This is a genomic window from Desulfovibrio sp. UIB00, from assembly GCF_022508225.1.
GTDB lineage: Bacteria > Desulfobacterota > Desulfovibrionia > Desulfovibrionales > Desulfovibrionaceae > Desulfovibrio.
The window spans coordinates 270,433-290,894 of sequence record NZ_JAETXJ010000004.1 but is presented as its reverse complement, the minus strand read 5'-3'; the positions used below and the strand labels follow the sequence as shown (position 1 = coordinate 290,894).

Genomic DNA, 20,462 nt, shown 5'->3' with positions numbered 1-20,462 from the left:
GCCTTCTGCATGTAGCGTATGCGCTGTGAAAACCAGCCTTACGCAAAAAGATCCTTCACGTTGTGCGGCTTGCTGCGCAGGTAGGGCGATGGCGCAGCAATGGTCTGCCCAAGAGCAGCAGCGGCATGCCAGGGCCAGCGCGGGTCGTACAGCATGGCGCGGCCAATGGCTACCATGTCGGCCTGCCCTGTGACCACAATGCTTGAGGCCAGTTCCGGCTCCGTGATGAGGCCCACGGCAATGACAGGAAGCTCGCTCACTGCTGCCTTGACCGCAGCCGCCAGTGCCACCTGATAGCCGGGCGCAAGGGCGATCTTCTGGTTGGGCGAAAGCCCGCCGCCGGAAACGTGTATGTACGCGCCCCCTGCTTTTTCAACTGCCCTTGCAAAGGCAGCGCATTCTTCCACATTCCAGCCGCCCTCGGCAAAATCGGTGCCTGAAACGCGCACGCCCACAGGGTAATTGGCCGGAACCGCTGCGAGCACTGCCGCCAGCACTTCCAGCGGAAAGCGCATCCTGTTTTCGAGGCTGCCGCCGTAGGCATCGGTGCGGGCATTGCTGAGCGGCGACAGAAATTCGTGCATCAGGTAGCCGTGGGCCGCGTGCAGCTCAATGGCGTCATACCCGGCGCGTACGGCGCGTTTGGCCGTAGCTACAAAAGATTCTGTCAGGCGGGCTATGTCTGCCGCCTTGAGTTCTGCTGGTGTTTGATGACCCGGCGCATAGGGCAGGGCGGAAGGCGCGCATATTTCCCACCCGCCATCTGCGGGCAGCAGCGGCTTGCCTCCTTGCCAAGGTAGGCCCGTAGCGCCCTTGCGTCCGGCATGTCCGATCTGGATGCCGATGGGCGTGGAAGAATAGGTACGTATGGAATCGAGCATGGCCTTGTGGGCGGCTTCCTGCTCCTCATTCCAGAGGCCGAGATCCTGCGGGGATATACGCCCCGGCGCTTCTACAGCCGTTGCTTCCACAATGAGCAGCCCGGTTCCGGAAACGGCAAGGGTGCCATAGTGCATGGCATGCCAGTACACGGGGCATCCCTCTTCTGCCGAGTATTGATCCATGGGGGGAACGACTATACGGTTGGGCAGTGTGAGCCCTTTGAGTTTGATGGGAGAAAAGAGTGGATTCATGGTGTCCTCCTGCTTGGTTTTAATCCTAGCGGAATGCTTTTTCTTTGTTAAGCGCCCAATGCTTGTGAAAAGCGTTCCCGGTATTTACATCTGTGACCAAAAATGGCTCTATCAGCAGAAATAGGGCAGGGCCGTTTTGCCTGCGGGGAGGATGTGTGCAGAAGCAGAAAAAAATAATAGGGTTGCTCTCGGGCAAACTGGCATCCCGGTTTGTTGCTCTGCTGATTGTTGCCCTTTGCGCCTTGGTTCCGGCTGGCAGCAGCGCGGCAAGTGCAGAAAAAAACACCGATACGGCTTTGGCCCAGCGGCTTGATGCCGTGCTGAACAAGGCTGTTGCCGAGGGCCGCATCGTTGGGGCTGTGGTCATGGTTGCCCGTCAGGGGCAGGTGGTCTACGCGCGGGCCGTGGGCATGGCCGATGCGGAAAAAGGCACCCCCATGAGTCCGGAAACGCGTTTTCGACTGGCCTCCATGAGCAAGCCCATTGCGAGCGCCGCAGCACTTGCACTGGTGGAGAAGGGCATGATCGCTCTGGACGACCCTGTTACCCGCTGGATTCCCTCTTTTACCCCATCGCTTGCGGACAAGGCGGATCCTGTCATTACTGTGCGCCACCTGCTCACGCACACTGCCGGGCTTTCCTATGGTTTTTCGGAGCCGTCTGATGGCCCCATGGCGCTGGCCGAAGTTTCCGATGGACTGGATGACCCGCCAATCACGCTGGAAGAAAACATCTGGCGGCTTGCCACAGTACCGCTTTATTATGAGCCGGGTACGGACTGGAAATACTCCCTTGCCATTGATGTGCTTGGCGAAATCGTCTCCCGCGCTGGGGGGGACAAGCTGCCCAACGTGGTGCAGGAGCTTGTAACCGGGCCGCTGGGCATGACGCACACGGGTTTTATGGCAGATGATCCTGATCTGCTTGCCGCACCCTATGTGTGGGCCAATGGCAAGACCCACCGCATGGCCGAGACTGAATTTGTGCCCAACGCTGTTTCCGCAACGCGTTTTCAGCCGGGGAGGGCGCTGGACGAACAGGCCTTTCCCTCCGCTGGCGCCGGAATGGTTGGAACAGCGGCAGACTACCTGAAATTTCTCGAGGCCGTGCGCCAAAACGGAGGCTCCATCCTCAAACCGGATACCGCGAAGGCCATGACTGCCGATCAGGTCTGCCCCATATTGTCGCAAAGGCTGAGTGTAACCGCAGGTAAAACTAATGAGGTTGTCGCGCCGGGCTGGGGATTTGGTTTTGGCGGCGCGGTGCTGCTGCGCCCTGAAAAGGCAGAATACCCTGCGGGCCAGAACACCTGGAGCTGGAGCGGCGCATACGGGAGCCATTTTTTTATGGACCGCGCCAACGGCATATCCTTTGTGGCGCTTACCAATACCACGCCTACGGGTATGGCTGGGCCGTTTGCGGTTGACCTTGCACGGGCCGTGTACGACAAAAAGTAGCCAAAATTACAAGGCCCATGTTCTGTTGCAAGCTTCCCTCTTTTTTACGCTCCGGCTTGAGTCACGCATGTTCTCAAAGCCCCTTCGTCCATCCCCGCATGCTGGAGGAAGAAGGGGCTTTGTCTGTAAGCTGGATATTCCCCCTTGGTCTTACATGCGGTTCACGGGCAGTTTTACAAATTGCAGGCCATTGACGGCCTTGCCGAATTTTCCTGTGCGCATGTTGGCCTGAAGGGAGGGCAAAATGAGCGGCGGTACGGCCTTGCCGTTATCGTCCGCCTTGCGTTTTGCCACAAATTCGGCCTTGCCCACTTGCAGGTTCAGCCGCAAGTTGGCGGTTTTCTGCTCGCCAACGGTTGCCATGCACTGCGGACCCCGCACACCCTCAGGCGGGTAGTCATGCCCCACATAGATGCGCAGGTCATCGGGCAGGGCAAAGAGTTTGCGGGAGGAATCATAGGAATCCTCGGCGCTGCCGCCAGGGAAGTCGCACCTGCCTGAACCCACATCGGGTAAAAAGATGGTGTCGCCCACAAAGGCCGCATTGCCCACAATATAGGTGGTGTCTGCGGGGGTATGCCCCGGCGTATGGATGATTTTTGCGGGCATGTCGGCAATGGTGAATTCTTCATCATTTTCAAACAGATGGTCAAAGGCCGAACCGTCTGCGGGGGTGTCCTCCTGCGTTTGGAAGATGGGCGTCCATGTGGAAATGATATCCAGCATGTGTTTGCTGATGGCTATTTTCCCGCCCATTTTTTCCTTGATATAGCTGGCTGCGGTGACGTGGTCTGCGTGGATGTGGGTTTCAAGAATCCACTCAACCACAAAGCCTTGCTGGCGGACAAAATCAATAACGGCATCGGCAGAAACAGTGGATGTGCGGCAGGCGTGGAGGTCAAAATCCAGCACGCTGTCTATAATGGCGCAACGCTTCTGGGCATCAGTTGCAGACCAGACCACATATGTCCAGGTAGCGGTAACGGGATCAAAAAATCCGCGCACGTTGGGTGCAGACATGGCGAACTCCTTTGCAAAAAAGCTAGGGTGAAAGTTCCGGCACCAAGGGATGGCGCGTTACTGGCAGCTTGCGCCGGGGCTTTTGCCAGCTCCAATGGGGCAAGCGCCGCCAGAGCAGCCCTTTTTGTTCCAGGGTGCGCGCGTGAGCAGCAGCGCGAGGCCGCACCAGTTGGTAAGGCCGGAAAATACCTGCCCGCAGCCAATAAAGAGCGCGCCGAGCAGAAAAGCCTTGTGTACAAAAAGCCCCAGCAAAACGAACAGGGCCGTGAGCGCCCCGGCCACAAGACGCACCTGCCTGTCCAACGTGGGTGAGGTTTCGCCTGTTTTGGGCAGCGCCTGTCCTGTGGTGGGGAATCCAGCTTCCTTGCAGGCCGCAAGGCCGCCTTCAATAACGGTTATGTCCGCAAATCCGGCTTCGGCAAATTTGGCCGCTGCCGTTTGCGCACGCTTCCCGCTGGCGCAAAGGGTATAAATGGGGGTGTCTGTCAATGCCCCGCTACGCAGGGCAACCATGTGAGGATCAAGCTCCGTCACAGGGGCCAGCGTGGTCGGAAGGACGAGACGTTTTTCCGCAAATTCCATGGGGGTGCGCACATCCACTATGAGCGCCTGCTTGAGGTCTTTTTGCCGCAGGGCTTGCGCGCTGATGCTCTTAACTGTTGTCATCATGGCCTCCTTCGGGGGATAGCCTCCGGTTGGAAGGGTATGAAGAGCCGTTCATAGCCATATCTGTGGCTTGCCGCAAATGGTGCAGTCCTGTACATGATATCTCACCGTGGGCAGACTGCAAAGCAGCAAGAAGAGTGTACATAGTAGTTGGCTACCGTATCTTCTTTTCAGGTAAGCATGTTTCCGGGGACTGCAAGGCCTGCTTGGAAAGGGTGCATTTGTATAATGCGCCCCGCATGGTTGTGATATTTGCAACAAGGTCATTTGCGGTTGCGCTGTGGGAGGAAAACAGTTCAGACGCAAGCTGGCAGGGAGGGATGAAGTATTCTTTCTGCGAAGAGAGATGCTGACGGTCTGGCAAGCTTTTAATCCGGTCCCTGCGTGGTTGAGGCAGGCGTGGGCGAAAGAAGCTGGCCAAGAACTGAAAACATCTTGCTCATAATAACCGGTTTTTCCAGAAATTCGTCCATGCCGGATTCAAAGGCATTCTGTATCTCATCGGCAAAAACATTGGCGGAAAGCGCCACAATGGGAGTGTCCACATCAAACTCCCGTATCTCGCGGGTAGCCTGATAGCCGTCCATCACAGGCATGCGGATGTCCATCATGATGATGTCGTAATTACGGCCTTTGGCCTTTTCCACTCCTTCACTGCCGTTGAAGGCCTGTTCGCACACCACGCCTTCACTTTCGAGCATTTCTTTCAGGATTTCACTGTTGATGACGTTGTCTTCGCAGATGAGGATCTTTCTTCCCTTAAGCGAGGTTGGGGCGGTGTGCTGTGTGCGATTCTTTTTGTGGAAGGCGGCGATATCTGCGGCGGTAGCTTTTTGGTGGGGCAAAATCACCGTGAATGTTGTTCCCTGCCCCGGCGCGGATTTGCAGGTAATGTTGCCCCCCAGAATATCGACCAGCTTTTTCACAATGGCTAGCCCAAGCCCGCTGCCAGAGCTGGACATATGGTCTTCCTGCGTGAATGGGGAATACATGCTGGCCTGAAATTTCTTGCTGATTCCCGGCCCGTTATCAGAAATGACATGGGTTACAACAAGGCTGTCGGCATTTTCACCGCAGATGTCATTGCGCCATGTTATGGTGCCGCCGGGTTGCGTGTATTTGACGGCATTGTTCAAGAGGTTGACGATGATCTGCTGAACCTTGCGCGTGTCGATCTGCGCATAGCAGTTGGTTGCTGTGCAGTTAAAATGCGTTATGAAAGTAATGTTTTTTGCCTCAGCTTGGGGCCTGATGATGGATTCAATGCTTTTTGCGCTATGAGCGCCAGTGCAAATTGTGGGTATAACGTCTATTTTCCCGTTAGAGAGTTTTTGCAGGTCAAGAATGTCGGAAAGAATGGCAAGCAGAAAGTTTGAACACGCCTTTATGGTGGAGAAGACCTTGGCGAGGCCAGGATCGCGGTGTTTTTTCAGCTCAAGGTCAGAAAAGCCCACAATGGTGGCAAGGGGAGTGCGCATATCATGGCTCATGCGCAAGAGAAAGTCAGACTTTGCGCGGTTGGCCTGGCGTTCTTTCTTCAGGGCTGCATGTAACTTGGCGTTGAGATCCACTACGTCTTTGCGCAGCATGTATTCACTTGTGACATCTTCAAAACTGCCAACAAGCCCCACAATTTTACCGTCTTCATAAAGCGGGCTTTTGCTGGCTACAATGTGGCGGTTTTCGCCCCTGCAAAAGCACATGCCGGGAACCCGCGTGGTGCTCTCACCCTGCAACACTCGCAGTTCATCATTCTTGTACGGGTCAGGGTCGCTATGCCAGCCCATATCTTCATCATTCTTGCCCAAGAGCACCTGCTCGGAATCAAATCCGTAGTATTCCAGAAAAGCCTTGTTTACCCCGATAAAGCGCCTTTCTGCATCTTTCCAGAAGATTGCAGCCTGCGTGGTATCCAGAATTTTTTGCAGCAAAACCTGGCTTTGCCTGCTGTGCGCTTGGGTCTCTTTTTCTGTAGAAATATTGACAAATGCCAGTTGTAGAATTTCTTGGGGGATAATCCAGGAGAGACTGACGCGAATCCACCTGACGTGACCATCGCGCGGGCGCAGTCTGCACTCAAGAGGCTGCAACGCCTTGCCGGATATGAACATTGCCAGCAGGTGTTCTACCTTGCACACGTCGGCACTGTGAACATGCATGAGTTCACTGACGTGGAAGCATTTGCTCGCCTCACGTCCCGACGTGCCTGTCATGGCCAGCGCCTCGCTGTTCATGTAGGTGCATTGAAGTTTGGCTGGCCCTTGCGTGGCCTTCATGCGGATGATGCCGATTGGAATATCAGACAGAACATCAGTAGGTTGCTGTTCTGCTGCAGAAATCCACAATACGCAAACCTCGTCTTCAATCCGCTGACAGCGGCAATCAAGGAAGCAATGGCTGGTTTCACAAAATACGGTCCATTCCTCCGCATAATCCTGGGAGAGCGATTTGTTCAGATGCTCCCTGTTTTCAATAATCTTTTCTAATTCTCCAAAACTTTTGATTTTTATGAGGTCCGTAAATCTTGTGGTGGCGGCGCTAATGGAGAAGGTGTTGCCCTCAAGCCGAGTTAAAAGACAACATGCAATATTAGCTGAACTATTCCACTTCATGAATTGATCTGTCAGATTTTTGTTCATGGAAGTAGTCCCTTGCTTGAGGCTGACTAGCTTGGAATGTATTTCAAATTAGTTAAATATAAAATTTATCTGGTGTAAACGTGAAATTTTTATAAATCCAGATCACAGTATCGTTGCAAATTGATAAACATATGACTGTGATTGTTAGCAGACACACTTCAATGGTAAAAAACATATTGTAGTACGCCTTTAAGACTGATCACGGATATATTGCGAACACGCTGATACGCATTTGGCAAAGGCCATCAATGCCCGCATTCACAACACAGAATGCGAAATACTAGAAGGCATATAAAAACAGCGGATTTTCCATAGCTGGAAAATCCGCTGTCAGCGGTATGTCGCAACACAAGTCAACGCATTGGCCTGCACGCTGGGCCGTTATTTTTTCAGGGCCAGAAAATCATGTTCGTCAGGGTCGTAATATTTGATTTCGCCAGATTCAATATAGTAGAGCCAGCCATGAACGTGCAGGTCGCCCGATTTTACTCTGTCGCGTACGCACGGGTATGTCATGAGGTTTTCTATCTGAAAAATGATGGAGAGTTTCTCTGTCAGCCGCAGCAGTTTATCCTGTCCAACTTCCTTGCCAAGTGCCAGCGTGGCAAGTTCCTTGGCTTTTTTGCCAAGGGAAAGCCATTTTTGCGTGTGCACAAAGGCCTCGTCGTGAATGTCCTTGTACAGAGCTGCGATGGCGCCGCAATAAGTGTGCCCGCAGATAATAATTTCTTCAATATTCAAGGCCGTTACGGCATATTCAATGCCTGCGGCCATGGCGTGATAGTCTTCGTCCGGTTTGTAAGGGGCCACAAAGTTGCCCACATTGCGCAGCACAAAGAGCTGGCCGGGAGGAGTGTTGGTGATAAGCGATGGAATAACCCTGGAATCGGCGCAACCGATATAGAGCACCTTGGGGTGCTGGCCGCTGGAAACCAGTTCCAGAAGCTCATTTTCATGCTTGCAGAAGTAGTTTTTTTGAAAAAATTCATTCCCCTGAAGCAAGCGTTCAACGTTCTTCATCAAATAACCTCAATAAACATCGTGGGTTGGGGCGTGTGTAGTTGCGGGATTTTTGGGGGGCGAAATTTGTGAGACATTGATATTGCGCTGCGGGCGGCAAGGGGGGCTGCTGGATTGTCTGTAATTGGGGCAGAGTTTCTTTGCTTTGGCTGCTTGGCAGACTATTGGCCCGGTCAGTGCTGGCGTCGGGTCAGTTGGGCTTGAACAAGTCCTTGCAGCAAAGCTCCATAGGCACTGGGTAGGGCATCTTGTGCCAAACGTCAAGAAGAGGCCACAGGACCCGCAAACAGCATGGCTGATGCGGGCCCTATTATATCTGCGCCTGTTCGGAATCTACGGTAACTTACCCTTGCGACAACGCTTTCAACTGCGCTGCAAGGCGTGAAAGTTCGGTAACTGTGCCGTGCAGTTCACGCGTCAGGGTATTGGTGGTTTCTGCAACATGCTTCACATCTGTAATAGCATGGTTGATTTCTTCGCTTGTGGCGGATTGCTGCTCCGCTGCCGTGGCGATGGATTGCACGCTGTTGCTGGCACTGGCGACAATTTCCACTATCTGGGAAAGTGCGGCGCCGCTCTGGTTGGCCATTTCAGTGGCCCTGCTGACAGTGTCGGCAGTGTCGCGCATTTCCTGCATATTGCCCTTTGCCACAGATTGGATGGTGGTAATGGCCTCTGTGACTTCCTTGGTGGCCTGCATGGTCTTTTCCGCGAGTTTGCGCACTTCGTCCGCCACTACGGCAAAACCGCGTCCTGCATCGCCCGCTCGGGCAGCTTCGATCGCCGCGTTAAGGGCCAGCAGATTGGTCTGATCGGCAATATCCGAGATAACTCCCATGATTCGGCCAATGCCCTCGGTATGGGTTTCAAGGGATTCCATTTCCTTGAGCAGGGCGCCTGTGTGACTGTTGACCTCTGCAATGGCAGAAACAGCCTCGTCAACTATCTCTGCGCCATGTCGGGCCTTTTGCCGTGCGTCCTCCGTCTGGTCTGCGGCGGAAGAAGCATTTTGCGCCACCTCGCGCACGGTGGAAGTCATTTCTTCCATGGCGGTGGCGGTTTCCTGCGCGCGGCCGTTTTGCGCATCCGCACCGTCCGAAACCTGCTGGAAGCGATCCTTCATCAGGCCTACGGCTTCTGTCAGGCTGTCAGCCGCTGCGCTTATGGAGGCATTCACTTCCTTCATATGCTTCATGGTGGTTTCAATTTCGCGTTCTTTCAGCACCAGAGTGGTCACATCGCGCGCAATTTCCACATAGCCGATTTTATTGCCCTGGTTGTCGCGCAGCACATCACTGAACGGCTGAATATAATGCGGATTTTCCGCAGTCCCGATATCAAGTATGCGCGCCACCACAGATTTGCCGCTGCACTTGGACTGCGCTATGGGGCAGTCATCGCTCTGGCACACTTCGGTATTGAAGTTGTCGTGGCAGAACTCCCCGCGAAGTTTTTTGATATCCTTCTCAAGCAAAGTTTCTGTGGCTTTGTTGGCAATGATAATGCGGTAGTCGTCGTCCACGCCAAAGATGGGATCGGGCACGGAATCCAGCAGGTTTCTGTATCCCTGCACCTCTGTGAGCATGCTTTCAATCTTGTCCAGCAGTTGGTTGAACCATGACGCCAGCGCGCCGATTTCGTCCTCGGAGGAATACTTTAGGCGATTGGCCAGCACGGCCCTGTCTTCGGCAATTTCCTGAATGGTCTGTCGGATGCTCTGCACGGGCCGCAACACCGTAATGCTGAGCACAAAGAACGTCATGACCAGCGGCACCACAAGCAGGGTAAGGAAGGCCGCAGCTAAGATGATCCCCGCGCGGCTCATGATGCCCTGCTGTTCAGAGAGGTCAGTGCTGAACACGAGCACGCCGATCTGCTTGTCTTTGAAATCTGTAATGGGCATGCCGGAAAGCAGGGTGGAGCCGACAATTCGGGTGGTCGAGCCCTTGCGGGTGGCGTCCAGAAAGCTCTTGTCCAGCAATCCCTCAACCTTGCCGTCCTTGGTGCCGCTCACAAGAACATATGAATCGGCGACAATGGGGTGCTTTTCCTTGTTTTGCAGGCCCGTGGCAACCTTAAGGTGCTCGGCGTTCATATACAGAAGCGAGGATTCTCCCTCGCCAGAGCTCAGGCCGCTCAGCACGTGCGTAAAACTCACCAGCACTTCAACAGAACCCAACTGGCTGCCCGAAAGGCTTGTGACAGGCGCAAGACCCCGGATTTCAAAACCGCCGCTGCCGATTTCGACCCCGCACAGGGCTTTGCCGTTCTTGTTTACGTCAAGCACGGTGGGGCGGAAGGTCGAAAGATCGTCTGAAATATCAACCCACTTGTCCCCACGTTTGGTCTGTTTGTCGCGCCACAGGCGCGCAAAGCTCCGGGCCGGGGGAAAGTGATAATGAATCTGCGGTTTTTCGCCGATAACCGCCTTGAATCCCTCCAGCATGGGAGCGAGGGATGCGCGCAGCATTTCCCGCCCTCGTTGTGCGGCGGCGCTGTTTTCATCATTAATGTCGCCTTCCATGGCTGTTCTGTAGGCGGCCTCAACCTCGGGCAGTCTGCTCACCAGTGCCGCCATACGCATGGCCTGTTCGCTGCACAGTTCAATTGCCTGCGTCATCTGCGAGGAGCGGGCTTCGACCAAAGTCTGTATATTTGTTTCGTTAAGTCTTTCAAATTGCTTTTGAATGACAAAATAACAACAAATGCCGATAGCAAGTGTGATGCCAGCTATTGGGATGCAGACTTTTGCGCGTAATTGCATCAGAGTTCTCCATATGCAATAGTTTAAAATACTATCGCTTGCTTGTGAAAAAACTTTAGGCTTGTGACAGGTTGTGTAAAAAGACAAAGACTCAAACGTCACTATTTGTTAATAAATAGCATAAGGCAGAGTATATTTGTTCAGAACACAAGCATAAATGATACCATGGCAGTGTGAAAAAAACAAGTTCCCAGATGATATCGTTTAATAATGAGAAATTATTCTCAAAACTTCATTCCGGTAATTTTGGGGATCGCTTTTTAGGGAAACTAGGAGTGGAAACTCAAAAGCAGGAAACTGATAACCGAAGGACACGGCAACTGGTGGTAGCGGATTGCTGAGAAAACAGAGGCGGCTGAGGTGGTGGGGCTGCTGGTGCCCGTGCTGGGGGCCGAGCCATGGGCGTGCTGGCGGATTTTTGCCTTTTGGCAGGCATTACCGTAGTATTCGCACCTACGGCAGTCTGTAAACCGCCGCTCTTATGCGCAGGATACAAGCCCCTGAGCAGGCTCATGCCTGCAAAGGCGGCATTTTGCATTTTTGACCATGCGTTATAACGCCAGGGAGCCTATGAATGCTTTTATAGTAGATACAGAATTGTGCCGCAAGGACGGAATTTGCGCCAAAGTGTGCCCTATCCAGATTATAGATGGCAATGTGGGCGAATACCCCTCCATATCCTCACACAAGGTCAGGGTATGCATTGGTTGCGGGCAGTGCATGGCCTTTTGCCCCGCCAACGCCTGTTCAGCGCCGGGGCTTTCATCGCAAGACAGCCGCCCCTTGCGGCGTGAGCAGATACCATCCGCCGAGCAGGTTGAAGAACTCGTATTTTCGCGCCGGTCGGTGCGGAATTTCAAAAACAAACCTGTTCCGCATGATCTGCTGCACAGGATCCTCGACGGCGCGCGCTTTGCACCCTCGGCCAAAAACACGCAGGAGCTGCGCTGGATTGTTTTGGAAACCCGCGAGCAGACGGAAAAGCTGGCAGCCCTGGTCATTGACTGGTTGCGCGCCCTGCCGGAAATTGACCCTGCCACCGCCAGGGATGTGCATGCCGAAAGCCTCGTGCGGGCATGGGACGCCGGGTATGACGTCATCACCCGCACGGCCCCGCATCTTGCCCTGATTGTTGCCCCCAAAGGACACTGGGGGCCAGCGGATGCCTCCATTGCCGCCGCCTACCTGGAGCTACTGGCCCACGGCCACAAGGTGGGCTGTTGCTGGGGCGGCTACGTGTGCTTTGCCATGGGGCATCCCTCTGCCCACGCTCTGCGGGCCTTTGTCGGCGTGAAGGATGATGAGCAGGTCTATGCCGCGCAGATGATGGGTTTTCCCCTGCTTGCCCCCCACTTCAGGCCGCCGCGCAAGGCGCTGGATGTCACCTGGCTGTAGGGCTGTACCCCAGTAGAAAAATAAAGGCGGCGACCCGGGTTTCATGTCCGGGCTGCCGCCTTGCCTATTTGATGGCTGCTACTGTTTGCGGCGGCGCACTGTAACGCTTTCGCCGCCAATGCCCCAGTTATCCGTGGAGAGTTCTTCAATAAGAACCACGGTGGTTGCGGGGTTTTTGTTCAGCACCCTTTGCAGCAGTTCCGTGACGCCGCTGATGAGTTCTGCTTTCTGCTCCGCAGTGGGGGCTTCTGCACCGCCTGTTACCTTGATATTTACAAAAGGCATCTGTACCTCCGCGATTATTGCCCTAGGGGGCTTTTTCCATGACAACCTTGATGTCTGCCGGTTTGCCAAAGTAGGGCCAGCTTGTGACGAGCACGTCAACGCCTGTGGCCGCATACTGGGCGGCGTTGCCGCCGTTGACGCCGCCAGCGGCCAGAATGACGATGTCGTCACGCAGGGCGCGCACCGCGCCCACGGTTGCGGCAAGAGTTTCGCAGTCAAATTTTTCGCACTGAACAATATCAATGCCCGCCTCCGCCACGAGCAGTGCATCGTCAAAGGTGTCTACCTCGGCGCTGACTTTGCGCTCTGGTGCTCGCGCGCGCAATTTGTCCATCATGGCTGCCACACTGCGTAACGAGGCCTGCTGCTCGCCGGGCAGAAAAACGCGGTGCTGCTCAAAAATGAGGATGCTGTCCGAGAGGTTTTGCCGATGAATCATGGCCCCGCCGTTCATGGCCGCCTCCAGGCAGATGCTCTTGGCGCCGGGAAAGTTTTTGCGTGTCACGGCCACGCGCACGGCGGGGTTTGCTGAGTGGGCCTGCTCCACCATGTGCGCCGCGCGCGTGGCAATGCCTGTCATGTATTCCATCAGGGTCTGGGCCAGCTTCCAGCCACGGTGCAGGGCGGCGGATGGGCCTGTGGCCTCCAGACATTGCTGGCCCGCTGCAAGCCTGTTGCCGTTGGCTGCGGTGCGGCTGACAGAAAGGCCGCATTTGCGCAGGAGCAATTCGGCCTCTTCCACGCCGCTGATGGTGCAATCCGCCTTGGGCGCGAAGCGCATGATGCCAGAAGCCCCGGCAATGCCGAGCAGCTCTACTGTGAGGTCAAGACCGGGGCAGTCGTCTGCCAGCAGGCCCTCAAGCCATGTATCAGAACAGGGAAAGTGCATGACATGCTCCTTGTGAATGCAACACTCTGTACAGGCTAGAGCAATGTCGGTTGAGAATGTTCCGGCAACGGCGCAGGATCCTGCATGTGCGCTGAAGCAGCGGAGTGATAATGCTCTAGAATGACTTTTTTTGACACCAGTCAATGCCAAGGTACAGCAAAAGACTGATTATCGCCAGTATGGCGCAGAGCAGGGCTGCCCGCTGAAATTCCCCCGTGGAAACTGCGTTGAACACTTCCAGAGAGAGCGTATTGGTGCGCCCCGCAATGTTGCCGCCGAGCATGAGGCTGATGCCCACCTCGCCCATGGCTCGCGTGATGCCCAGCAGCAGCCCGGCGGCAAGGCCATGCCTGATGAGCGGCAAGGTCACAAGAAAAAAACATTTGCGGGGTGTTGCGCCGCACACCCGCGCCGCCTGTTCAAAGCGCAGCAGTTCGGGATTGTTCAGCGCGGTTTGCACGGGCTTGACCACAAGGGGCAGCCCGGCAAGCCACGAGGCAAGAATGATGCCCCCCTGCGAAAACACCAGGCTGACGCCCAGTGTCTCCCTCAGGGCAATGCCTCCCCAGCCGTTGCGGCCAAAGAGCATGAGCAGCAAAAAGCCAAGGGCCATGGGCGGAAAAACCAGCGGCAGGGTGATGATAAAGTTGATCACCCGCCGCAGATGCGGATTTTTCGCCATGCCCAGCCGGGCAAGAGGAATGGCCGTCAGCGCGTGCAAGATCAGACAGGCGCTACAGACCCGCAGGGTCAGCAATACGGAAAAGCTGACCTCAGGCGCGCACAGGGCGCGCCATAGTTCATGAAACTGCATGGCTACAGGCGCAGGCCGTTGCCAGCAAGGATGCGTTGCGCTTCAGGGGTTTTCAGAAACTGTATGAACGAGCGTACTTCGGCCTTGTTCTCCTGCCCGGCCACAACCCCCGCCACCAGCAGCATTGGCGTATACCCCTCGCGCACTTCCATCCAGCCGCCAACGCTGTCGCCCTGCTTGCGGGCAATGGCCTCGTTCACAAAGGCGGCGTCAAGATCGCCGGAAACAAGGTAGGAAAAGACCTGGGGCACAGTGGAAAGCATGGAAAGCTTTGCCTTGAGTGGCTCCAGCAGGTTGTTGCCCTTCATGAAGGCCACTGCCGCTCTGCCGTAAATGGCCCCCTTGGCATCGGGATAGCCAATTTGGGCAAATTCCGGCTTGGTGAGATCCTGTGCCGAGGCAAGGTGCAGCCCTTTGCGCCACGCCAGCACGAGCACGGCTTCGCCAAGCGGTTCATAGGCGGCAAAGGCCAGGCCGGAATCCTGCAACGTGCCTTTTTCTGAAACAATAATGCTGACGCCACTCCCCGCCTTGGCCTGCTCGATTATCTGCCCGATGTTGCCGCTGTACATTTCTGTAGGTTTTACGCCGGATTGCTGCGCATAGGCCGCGCACAGCTGCTGGACCATGGGCTTGTATCCAAGCCCGGTGGTGATGGATGGCCCTTCGGCGTGGGCCGACTGCGCAAAAACAAGGAGGCATGCGGTCAGCACCAGCAAAAGGCGAAAACGTTCAGGCAATACCAGAGGCTTCATGTGCGGCTCCTGACAGATAAAAGGTGGGGTAAGGCAACAGGCCCAGACGGTGCGCCTTGCGAAGGGTAACCTCAACTAATCCTTGTGCTTCAAGGCGGCCCTGACGCAACAGCAGCATGCTGTTGCCAAGGGCCAAGGCCTCATCTGGCGAATGGGTGACGTACAGCACGGGCACGTTCCACTGCTGCGGAATGCGCGCAATGTAGGCCATAAGGCCATCCTTGAGGCTCATGTCCAGCGATGAAAGGGGTTCGTCCATGAGAAGAAGGCGCGGGCGGCAGAGCAAGGCACGCCCAATGGCAACGCGCTGCTTTTCGCCGCCGGAAAGATGGGCCGGGCGTCTGTGCAACAAGGGGGCAATATCAAGCAGGTCGGCAACGTCATCGAGGGCGGGCGCATCCTTGCAGGCATGAACGGCATGGAACCGGAGGCCGAAACGCAGGTTCTCGCGGACAGAAAGGTGTGGAAACAGGCGGGCATCCTGAAAAACATAGCCAAGGCGTCTGGCTTCTGGCGGCAGGTTTATGCCTTGTTCCGCGTTAAAGCAGGTGATGCCGTGGCAGAGTATCTGCCCTGCATCGGGCGTTTCCAGCCCTGCAATACAATTGATAAGGCTTGTTTTTCCGGAACCGGAAGGGCCAAAGATCACAGCAATACCGCACTCCGCAAGCGTAAATGCAATTTGCAGTTCAAAATCACCGTGTTTTTTATGGATATCTACGTGCAGCATGGCCTGTCCTGAACGCGGGCTGGGGCATGACCAGACGCCTTGTGCGGCCAGTTGCGTCATATCCAGCGATCATTAAGACCATACGGAGAGTGAAGCCATGTATCAATAAATACACGGTTTATATCATAAGCGTGCATGTTGGAATGCGCTCGCAGGGGCAATCTGCATATCCTGAGGGATGAAGCGGAGCAGGCTTGTGCCTTTGCTGTGTTGTACACAGCCAAAGGCCTGCAAGGCCAGAGTCCGCACCTCAGACAAGTATGCGAAACGAAAATTTGGATATGGAAGGCAGAAGAAGCTCTGTACCCCAGACGGTGCAGGGGCAAGGCATCAGCAGGGCAAAGGACGCTTACGCGCCCATGCCTGCATTGCGTTCGATAAGTTTGACGGCTCTGGCAATCTGGCGGCCAAGGCTGGTTTCTTTGGAAAGTTCACGTTCCACACTGGTGATGCCCTTGATAACCGTGGAATGGCGACGGTTGAATTTTTCGCCGATTTCTTCAAGAGTCAGTTCTGTGTGTTTGCGTGCGAGATAGTATACGGTGTTGCGGCCCAGCACGCATTCCTTGCGGCGCGAGCGGGAGCTGAGCTGGCGCTCGTTGAGGCCGTAGCTTTCACAGACCAGACGCACGATGGTGGGCATATCCGGCCCGCAGCTGATTTCAGCGTACTGGCTGAGCACTTCCATGGCCAGATCAAGGTTAAGGCCGCAATTGAGCAGACGCGCCTTGAAAATGAGGCTGTTCAGACACGATTCCATCTGGCGCACATCGCCGTCAAGGCGGCTGGCCAGCAGTTCGCAAACGGAGTCGGGCAGCAGCACCTGGTAACTCTTGGCCTTGCGCTCAAGAATGTGGCGGCGCATGTCTTCTGTGGGGCGGCCAATATCGGTGAGGATGCCCGAGCAGAAATGCGACACAAGCTGGCTGTCGACGCGTTGCAGTTCGCGCGGCGAAAACGATGAGGTAAAAATGACTCGTCCGCCCTTGGCCTGAAGGCTTTTAACCACGGCCAGAGCCATGTCCTGCATTTTTTCCTTACCCTGAAGAAAATGCACGTCTTCAAGCAGCAGTACGTCAAGATCGCGAAAACGGGTCTTGAAATTTTCGATGTCGTGGGTGCGCAGGGCAGCCACAAAGCGCGATGCAAAATCTTCTGCTGTCAGGTAGCCCACGCGCGCGCCGCTACGTTCTTCTGCAATGGCGCGGCCAACGGCCTGTGCCAGGTGGGTTTTGCCAAGGCCGGGGGCAGAGTTCATGAACAGGGTGCGTACGCAGCCGCTGCTACGGCTTACATCCTGAGCTGCCGCAACAGCCATATTATTGGTGGGGCCAACTACAAAGTCCGCAAAAGCATAGCGCCAGTTGGTCGCCAGACGATAGGCCGGGGTGCTGCTGATGGGCAGGGTGGCCTGCAACTGCGGGCGCGCCATCTGCTGGGTGGTAGTTTCCTGACGGCTGATGGAATCCGTGGCGTTGGCCGCCAAACCGGGAAAAGTCGCGTTTAGTATGGAAGATGAGTGCGCGAACTGCTCTGCCGTGTCAGCCTGTCTGGCGGGGACTTCTGCAGTCTGGGCCAGGGCAAAAGAAGGAGTCTGTTGCACAGGGCTGGCAGCAAAGGCCGAGCCATTACGGTTGTCACTGGCTGGCAGGTTAGCCGCAGGCTTGCTGCTGTGAGCGGTATCACTGGCAGCTGTAATGCGAACATCAACAGAAGCTGGGTCAAGCCCCAGCACCGGGGCTGCTGCTTCACGCAGGGTGGAGAGCATCTTGCCTTCAAGCCAACTGGCCACAAAAGCATTGGGCGCGGTAAGCAAAAGCCCCCCCGCGTGCACTTGTGCCTGCAAGGGTGCAATCCAGACCTTGAAAACGCCGGAATGCAGCATTTTCTTGAGATTTTCAGAAATTTCCGACCATTGTTCGCGCATGCAGCCTTGTAGCGCAAAATCAGATTTTGGGGCAATTGATGATTCCGAGCTGTTTGAGACATGGGGCCAATTTCTTATCCCCAACTTTGTTTATATCTAATAGGTCTGAATTTTAATATTTTTTAGTTACTCGGCCTGTAGTCCCTATGATGTGATATCCTTTTAGGGCAAGGCTTTCATGGGGTGTCTTGATGTTTTAAACATTGAGTTGAAAAGTTTTACACAAATATAATTTGTTTTTTCTCTGTTTTCCTCATGTATTCTTCATTTTTCAACAAGGGATCAGTAAACTATGCGCACCGTAAGGCAAGGCAGATTGTCAAGGGGGAAAAAGAAATTTTCGGCGGTTTCATGCCGCTTGTTTGGACCGGAATTTCCACGAAAATTATATAAAAACCGTTGATATTAAAGAAAGTTAAGAAAATATCCAGGCATGCCCGGCGCATGCGGGCAGCCGATCAATGCGCCTGACGCCAGAATGCAAAAACCCCGGCCTGAGCCGGGGTTTTTTCCTGAGGGACGGACAGCGCAAGCAGCGCTGGCGCTGAATCTACCGTCCACAGCACGTTGCTTTGCCTCTAGTGAGGCTGCGGTGCTTATCTGCGGCTTAGAAGCCGTAACGCAGGCCGAGCATGAACTCGTTTTCGTAGGGGCGGTTGCCGACGTTGTACTTGTTGCCGGCAGAGGTGACGCTCACATCGTTGTAGCCAAGGCTCACAAAGCGGTAGCCAGCGTCAATGGCGAAGTGCTCGTTGATGTTGAAGGCAACACCAGCGCCCAGATTCCACGCAAAGTTGGTGGTGCGTTGGTCGCCGCTGAACTTGTCGCCGTTGTTGGCGGTAAAGTCATAGCCAGCGTAGTTGAAGGCCATGCCAAGACCACCACCCACATAAGGGGTCATGATGCTGTCGTTGTGGAAATCCCAGAACAGGTTTGCAAACAGGGTCGAGGAATTCCAGGTGCCCTTGACCTGCTTGATGGCTGCGCCGCCATCGCTCCAGGTCTTTTCATTGTTGCCGCGCATGGCGAATTCAAGTTCGGCACGCAGGGGCAGCATCTGCTGGGGCCAGAAGTCATAGCCCAGGGCCAGGGCGCCACCAAGGGTGAACTGGCTGTACTGGTCTACGCCTGAGCCAGCCATGGCGCGGGAGCGTTCAATTTGGCCGGTATTTTGAAAGCTCATCAGGAATTTGGGGGCCAGATACATGCCGTTGCCTTCAGCAGCGGCAATGTTGGGCAGTGCCAGACTCAGCACCAGCGCCAACGCAAGAATAAAGCGTTTCATGACAGTCCTCCTAGGTACTTTCCTCCAAAAAAATGAAGGCAGCTTTAAAGTTGAAACAATCATTAGAAAATGTCAATATTTTTTCTATATTGGCAGGAGTGATGACGTATCTTTACTGTGTTAGCCATGCAAAACAGCATGTTGCAACGTGCGGATTCATCTGGGGAGCAAATGCATTCTGTATAAAAAGAAAAACCCGGCTGTTTTTTTAACAACCGGGTTCATCTGCTTTTGCGGTCAAGCGCCAGCCGCCCATACAACAACAGCGGCGACTATGTGCCCCATGTGGCTTTTTAGAACGTGTAACCCACTGAAAGCATATAGATGTTTGCAGAAACATCCTTGGAGTTGCCGCCTGTAATGCCCACATCGGGCGATATGCCCTTGGCATCGGTGCCGCCGTAGTCAAGCGAATTGATCCACAGGTGGGCGTAGGCGAGGTCCACGGTCCAGTTATTCCAGTTAAAGCCGGTGCCCACGCTGAGCGTTTTGCGGCCATTGGTGGGGATCATGAAGTCGGCATGGCTTTCATTGACTACAGGGGTTTCATACGAAAAACCCGCGCGCAGGCTCCACCAGTCAAGGGGTTTGTATTCCACGCTGCCGTTGAAGTTCCAGCCGTCGCGCCATTCCTTGTTGTTGATGGAACTGTAGCCGTTATCCATATAGATGTTCAGGGCATTGTAGGTGGACCAGCGGGTCCAGACCGTGCCCACTTCAAAGCTCAGATTGTCCAGCGGCTTGTAGGTAACGCCCAGCGCTGCTGAATCTGGCAACTGAAGCACTGTGTTTGCGCCGCAGTTTCTGGCTTCGGGCAGGTGTTTAGGTCTGCTGATGGCGTTGTAGCCCTGATAGGCAAATTCCACGTCGCCATTGATGTTCATGGTCACCTGGCTCTTGTAGGACAGGCCAACCGACCACTGGTCGTTGAGGCGCATGTGCAGCCCAAGATGCGCGCCGTAGCCCCATCCGTTGCCTTCAAGCTGCATGTCGTTGTCAAAGGTAGCCCCTGTACCTTTATTGGTGGGAATCTTGTTGCCCATGTACATGTGGGCATTCATGGCTTCCACGCCTACGGAGAAGGAAACTGTATCGTTGAGCTTGACCGCAAGGGTGGGCACGAAGGAGATGGTCTGTACGCCGATGTCATAGACATTATACCTGCCCGCCCAGTCGCCAGCATAGCTGTTGCCAAGGCCGAAACGCGAAAAAACGCCCAGGCCAACCCAAGCGTTGTCGCTGAGCTGGTGGCTCAGATATGCATGCGGGGCATTCCAGAGCGCGGGTTTTGTGTAGGTATCGGTCTGGCGGCTGCCAGCATTGGTGGTTATGCCGCCTGAGGGGCTGATGAGGGCAAAACCGCCCATCATGCGCGTGCCGGGCAGTTGCGTAATGCCTGCGGCATTGTACGCAATGGCCGAAACATCATCAGCGCGGCCCACCATGCCGCCAGCCAGGGAAACACCTCTGGCGCTCCATTCATTCAGGGAGAAACCTTCGCCCCAGGCTACGGGTGCGCAACAGGCTACCAGAGCCAGCGCCAGACATACAGCACGAAAAACCTTCATCACCCCTCCACTAAGATGCAAAAAAGCGCACAACAGCCCATCCCGGCATACCTTAGCACACTGGTACGGTTGCAATGTCGCAGAAACGGACGCGGCTATCGGGCCGCCCTCGACA

The 20,462-nt window shown here is 55.0% G+C and carries 17 protein-coding genes; 3 read left to right on the top strand and 14 right to left on the bottom strand.

All coding sequences use genetic code 11. From position 1 onward, the window contains the following. Window positions 1-38: 38 nt before the first annotated feature. Entirely contained in the window at window positions 39-1,133 is a 1,095-nt protein-coding gene (locus JMF94_RS09210) for an NADH:flavin oxidoreductase/NADH oxidase (protein ID WP_240824804.1), read from the bottom strand. A 155-nt stretch (window positions 1,134-1,288) separates the two neighbouring features. On the opposite strand from JMF94_RS09210, the gene JMF94_RS09205 reads away from it, so the two are divergent. Continuing rightward, on the top strand, window positions 1,289-2,590 hold the full coding sequence (locus tag JMF94_RS09205) for a beta-lactamase family protein (RefSeq protein ID WP_240824803.1): 1,302 nt from the start codon (window positions 1,289-1,291) through the stop codon (window positions 2,588-2,590). Window positions 2,591-2,740: 150 nt separating this feature from the next. Here the strand turns inward: JMF94_RS09205 and JMF94_RS09200 are convergent, their stop codons facing one another. From JMF94_RS09200 to JMF94_RS09190, 3 genes are all read right to left on the bottom strand, one after another. Then, window positions 2,741-3,610, bottom strand: a complete 870-nt coding sequence (locus JMF94_RS09200; protein ID WP_240824802.1) for an MBL fold metallo-hydrolase — start codon at window positions 3,608-3,610, stop codon at window positions 2,741-2,743. A 57-nt stretch (window positions 3,611-3,667) separates the two neighbouring features. After that, window positions 3,668-4,276 carry a rhodanese-like domain-containing protein gene (locus JMF94_RS09195; RefSeq protein ID WP_240824801.1) on the bottom strand — a complete coding sequence of 203 codons (609 nt, stop codon included), beginning with the start codon at window positions 4,274-4,276 and terminating at the stop codon, window positions 3,668-3,670. A gap of 368 nt (window positions 4,277-4,644) precedes the next feature. After that, entirely contained in the window at window positions 4,645-6,435 is a 1,791-nt protein-coding gene (locus JMF94_RS09190) for a response regulator (protein WP_240824800.1), read from the bottom strand. Between JMF94_RS09190 and JMF94_RS09185 the strand changes: the two genes are divergently transcribed. Further along, the gene (locus tag JMF94_RS09185; protein ID WP_240824799.1) at window positions 6,430-6,762 is read left to right on the top strand and encodes a hypothetical protein; all 333 of its coding nucleotides are present in this window, start codon (window positions 6,430-6,432) and stop codon (window positions 6,760-6,762) included. The genes JMF94_RS09190 and JMF94_RS09185 overlap by 6 nt on opposite strands. Before the next feature lie 534 nt (window positions 6,763-7,296). Here the strand turns inward: JMF94_RS09185 and JMF94_RS09180 are convergent. Continuing rightward, window positions 7,297-7,935, bottom strand: a complete 639-nt coding sequence (locus tag JMF94_RS09180) for a carbonic anhydrase (RefSeq protein ID WP_240824798.1) — start codon at window positions 7,933-7,935, stop codon at window positions 7,297-7,299. A 343-nt stretch (window positions 7,936-8,278) separates the two neighbouring features. Then, window positions 8,279-10,699, bottom strand: coding sequence for a methyl-accepting chemotaxis protein (locus tag JMF94_RS09175; protein WP_276612873.1), 2,421 nt, complete (start codon window positions 10,697-10,699; stop codon window positions 8,279-8,281). Between the two features lie 570 nt (window positions 10,700-11,269). Between JMF94_RS09175 and JMF94_RS09170 the strand changes: the two genes are divergently transcribed. Next, entirely contained in the window at window positions 11,270-12,094 is an 825-nt protein-coding gene (locus JMF94_RS09170; RefSeq protein ID WP_240824796.1) for a nitroreductase family protein, read from the top strand. Window positions 12,095-12,172: 78 nt separating this feature from the next. Here the strand turns inward: JMF94_RS09170 and JMF94_RS09165 are convergent, their stop codons facing one another. From JMF94_RS09165 to JMF94_RS09130, 8 genes are all read right to left on the bottom strand, one after another. Continuing rightward, on the bottom strand, window positions 12,173-12,379 hold the full coding sequence (locus JMF94_RS09165; RefSeq protein WP_192111341.1) for a 4-oxalocrotonate tautomerase family protein: 207 nt from the start codon (window positions 12,377-12,379) through the stop codon (window positions 12,173-12,175). A gap of 22 nt (window positions 12,380-12,401) precedes the next feature. Next, complete coding sequence (gene modD, locus JMF94_RS09160; protein WP_240824795.1) at window positions 12,402-13,268, bottom strand: ModD protein; 867 nt, start codon at window positions 13,266-13,268, stop codon at window positions 12,402-12,404. Between the two features lie 115 nt (window positions 13,269-13,383). After that, window positions 13,384-14,082 carry an ABC transporter permease subunit gene (locus JMF94_RS09155; protein WP_240824794.1) on the bottom strand — a complete coding sequence of 233 codons (699 nt, stop codon included), beginning with the start codon at window positions 14,080-14,082 and terminating at the stop codon, window positions 13,384-13,386. Window positions 14,083-14,084: 2 nt separating this feature from the next. Next, window positions 14,085-14,837 (bottom strand): molybdate ABC transporter substrate-binding protein, encoded by a 753-nt coding sequence (gene modA, locus JMF94_RS09150; RefSeq protein ID WP_240824793.1) that lies wholly within the window; start codon window positions 14,835-14,837, stop codon window positions 14,085-14,087. Continuing rightward, window positions 14,815-15,567 (bottom strand): molybdenum ABC transporter ATP-binding protein, encoded by a 753-nt coding sequence (gene modC / locus JMF94_RS09145; protein ID WP_240824792.1) that lies wholly within the window; start codon window positions 15,565-15,567, stop codon window positions 14,815-14,817. The genes modA and modC overlap by 23 nt, the downstream gene beginning before the upstream one ends. Window positions 15,568-15,916: 349 nt before the next feature. Then, window positions 15,917-17,494 carry a DnaA/Hda family protein gene (locus JMF94_RS09140; protein WP_240824791.1) on the bottom strand — a complete coding sequence of 526 codons (1,578 nt, stop codon included), beginning with the start codon at window positions 17,492-17,494 and terminating at the stop codon, window positions 15,917-15,919. A gap of 607 nt (window positions 17,495-18,101) precedes the next feature. Beyond that, window positions 18,102-18,779, bottom strand: coding sequence for an outer membrane beta-barrel protein (locus tag JMF94_RS09135; protein WP_022658394.1), 678 nt, complete (start codon window positions 18,777-18,779; stop codon window positions 18,102-18,104). A 293-nt stretch (window positions 18,780-19,072) separates the two neighbouring features. After that, a complete protein-coding gene (locus tag JMF94_RS09130; protein ID WP_240824790.1) occupies window positions 19,073-20,347 on the bottom strand; it encodes an outer membrane protein transport protein in 1,275 nt (424 codons plus the stop codon). Window positions 20,348-20,462: the final 115 nt, after the last annotated feature.

Excerpts from the sequence above, each read along its gene's own strand:
- JMF94_RS09210 (WP_240824804.1), bottom strand. The coding sequence starts at position 1,133 with ATGAATCCACTCTTTTCTCCCATCAAACTCAAAGGGCTCACACTGCCC.
- JMF94_RS09200 (WP_240824802.1), bottom strand. The coding sequence starts at position 3,610 with ATGTCTGCACCCAACGTGCGCGGATTTTTTGATCCCGTTACCGCTACC.
- JMF94_RS09195 (WP_240824801.1), bottom strand. The coding sequence starts at position 4,276 with ATGACAACAGTTAAGAGCATCAGCGCGCAAGCCCTGCGGCAAAAAGAC.
- JMF94_RS09185 (WP_240824799.1), top strand. The coding sequence starts at position 6,430 with ATGCATGAGTTCACTGACGTGGAAGCATTTGCTCGCCTCACGTCCCGA.
- JMF94_RS09190 (WP_240824800.1), bottom strand. The coding sequence starts at position 6,435 with ATGCATGTTCACAGTGCCGACGTGTGCAAGGTAGAACACCTGCTGGCA.
- JMF94_RS09180 (WP_240824798.1), bottom strand. The coding sequence starts at position 7,935 with ATGAAGAACGTTGAACGCTTGCTTCAGGGGAATGAATTTTTTCAAAAA.
- JMF94_RS09175 (WP_276612873.1), bottom strand. The coding sequence starts at position 10,699 with ATGCAATTACGCGCAAAAGTCTGCATCCCAATAGCTGGCATCACACTT.
- JMF94_RS09170 (WP_240824796.1), top strand. The coding sequence starts at position 11,270 with ATGAATGCTTTTATAGTAGATACAGAATTGTGCCGCAAGGACGGAATT.
- JMF94_RS09165 (WP_192111341.1), bottom strand. The coding sequence starts at position 12,379 with ATGCCTTTTGTAAATATCAAGGTAACAGGCGGTGCAGAAGCCCCCACT.
- modD (WP_240824795.1), bottom strand. The coding sequence starts at position 13,268 with ATGCACTTTCCCTGTTCTGATACATGGCTTGAGGGCCTGCTGGCAGAC.
- JMF94_RS09155 (WP_240824794.1), bottom strand. The coding sequence starts at position 14,082 with ATGCAGTTTCATGAACTATGGCGCGCCCTGTGCGCGCCTGAGGTCAGC.
- modA (WP_240824793.1), bottom strand. The coding sequence starts at position 14,837 with ATGAAGCCTCTGGTATTGCCTGAACGTTTTCGCCTTTTGCTGGTGCTG.
- modC (WP_240824792.1), bottom strand. The coding sequence starts at position 15,567 with ATGCTGCACGTAGATATCCATAAAAAACACGGTGATTTTGAACTGCAA.
- JMF94_RS09140 (WP_240824791.1), bottom strand. The coding sequence starts at position 17,494 with ATGCGCGAACAATGGTCGGAAATTTCTGAAAATCTCAAGAAAATGCTG.
- JMF94_RS09135 (WP_022658394.1), bottom strand. The coding sequence starts at position 18,779 with ATGAAACGCTTTATTCTTGCGTTGGCGCTGGTGCTGAGTCTGGCACTG.
- JMF94_RS09130 (WP_240824790.1), bottom strand. The coding sequence starts at position 20,347 with ATGAAGGTTTTTCGTGCTGTATGTCTGGCGCTGGCTCTGGTAGCCTGT.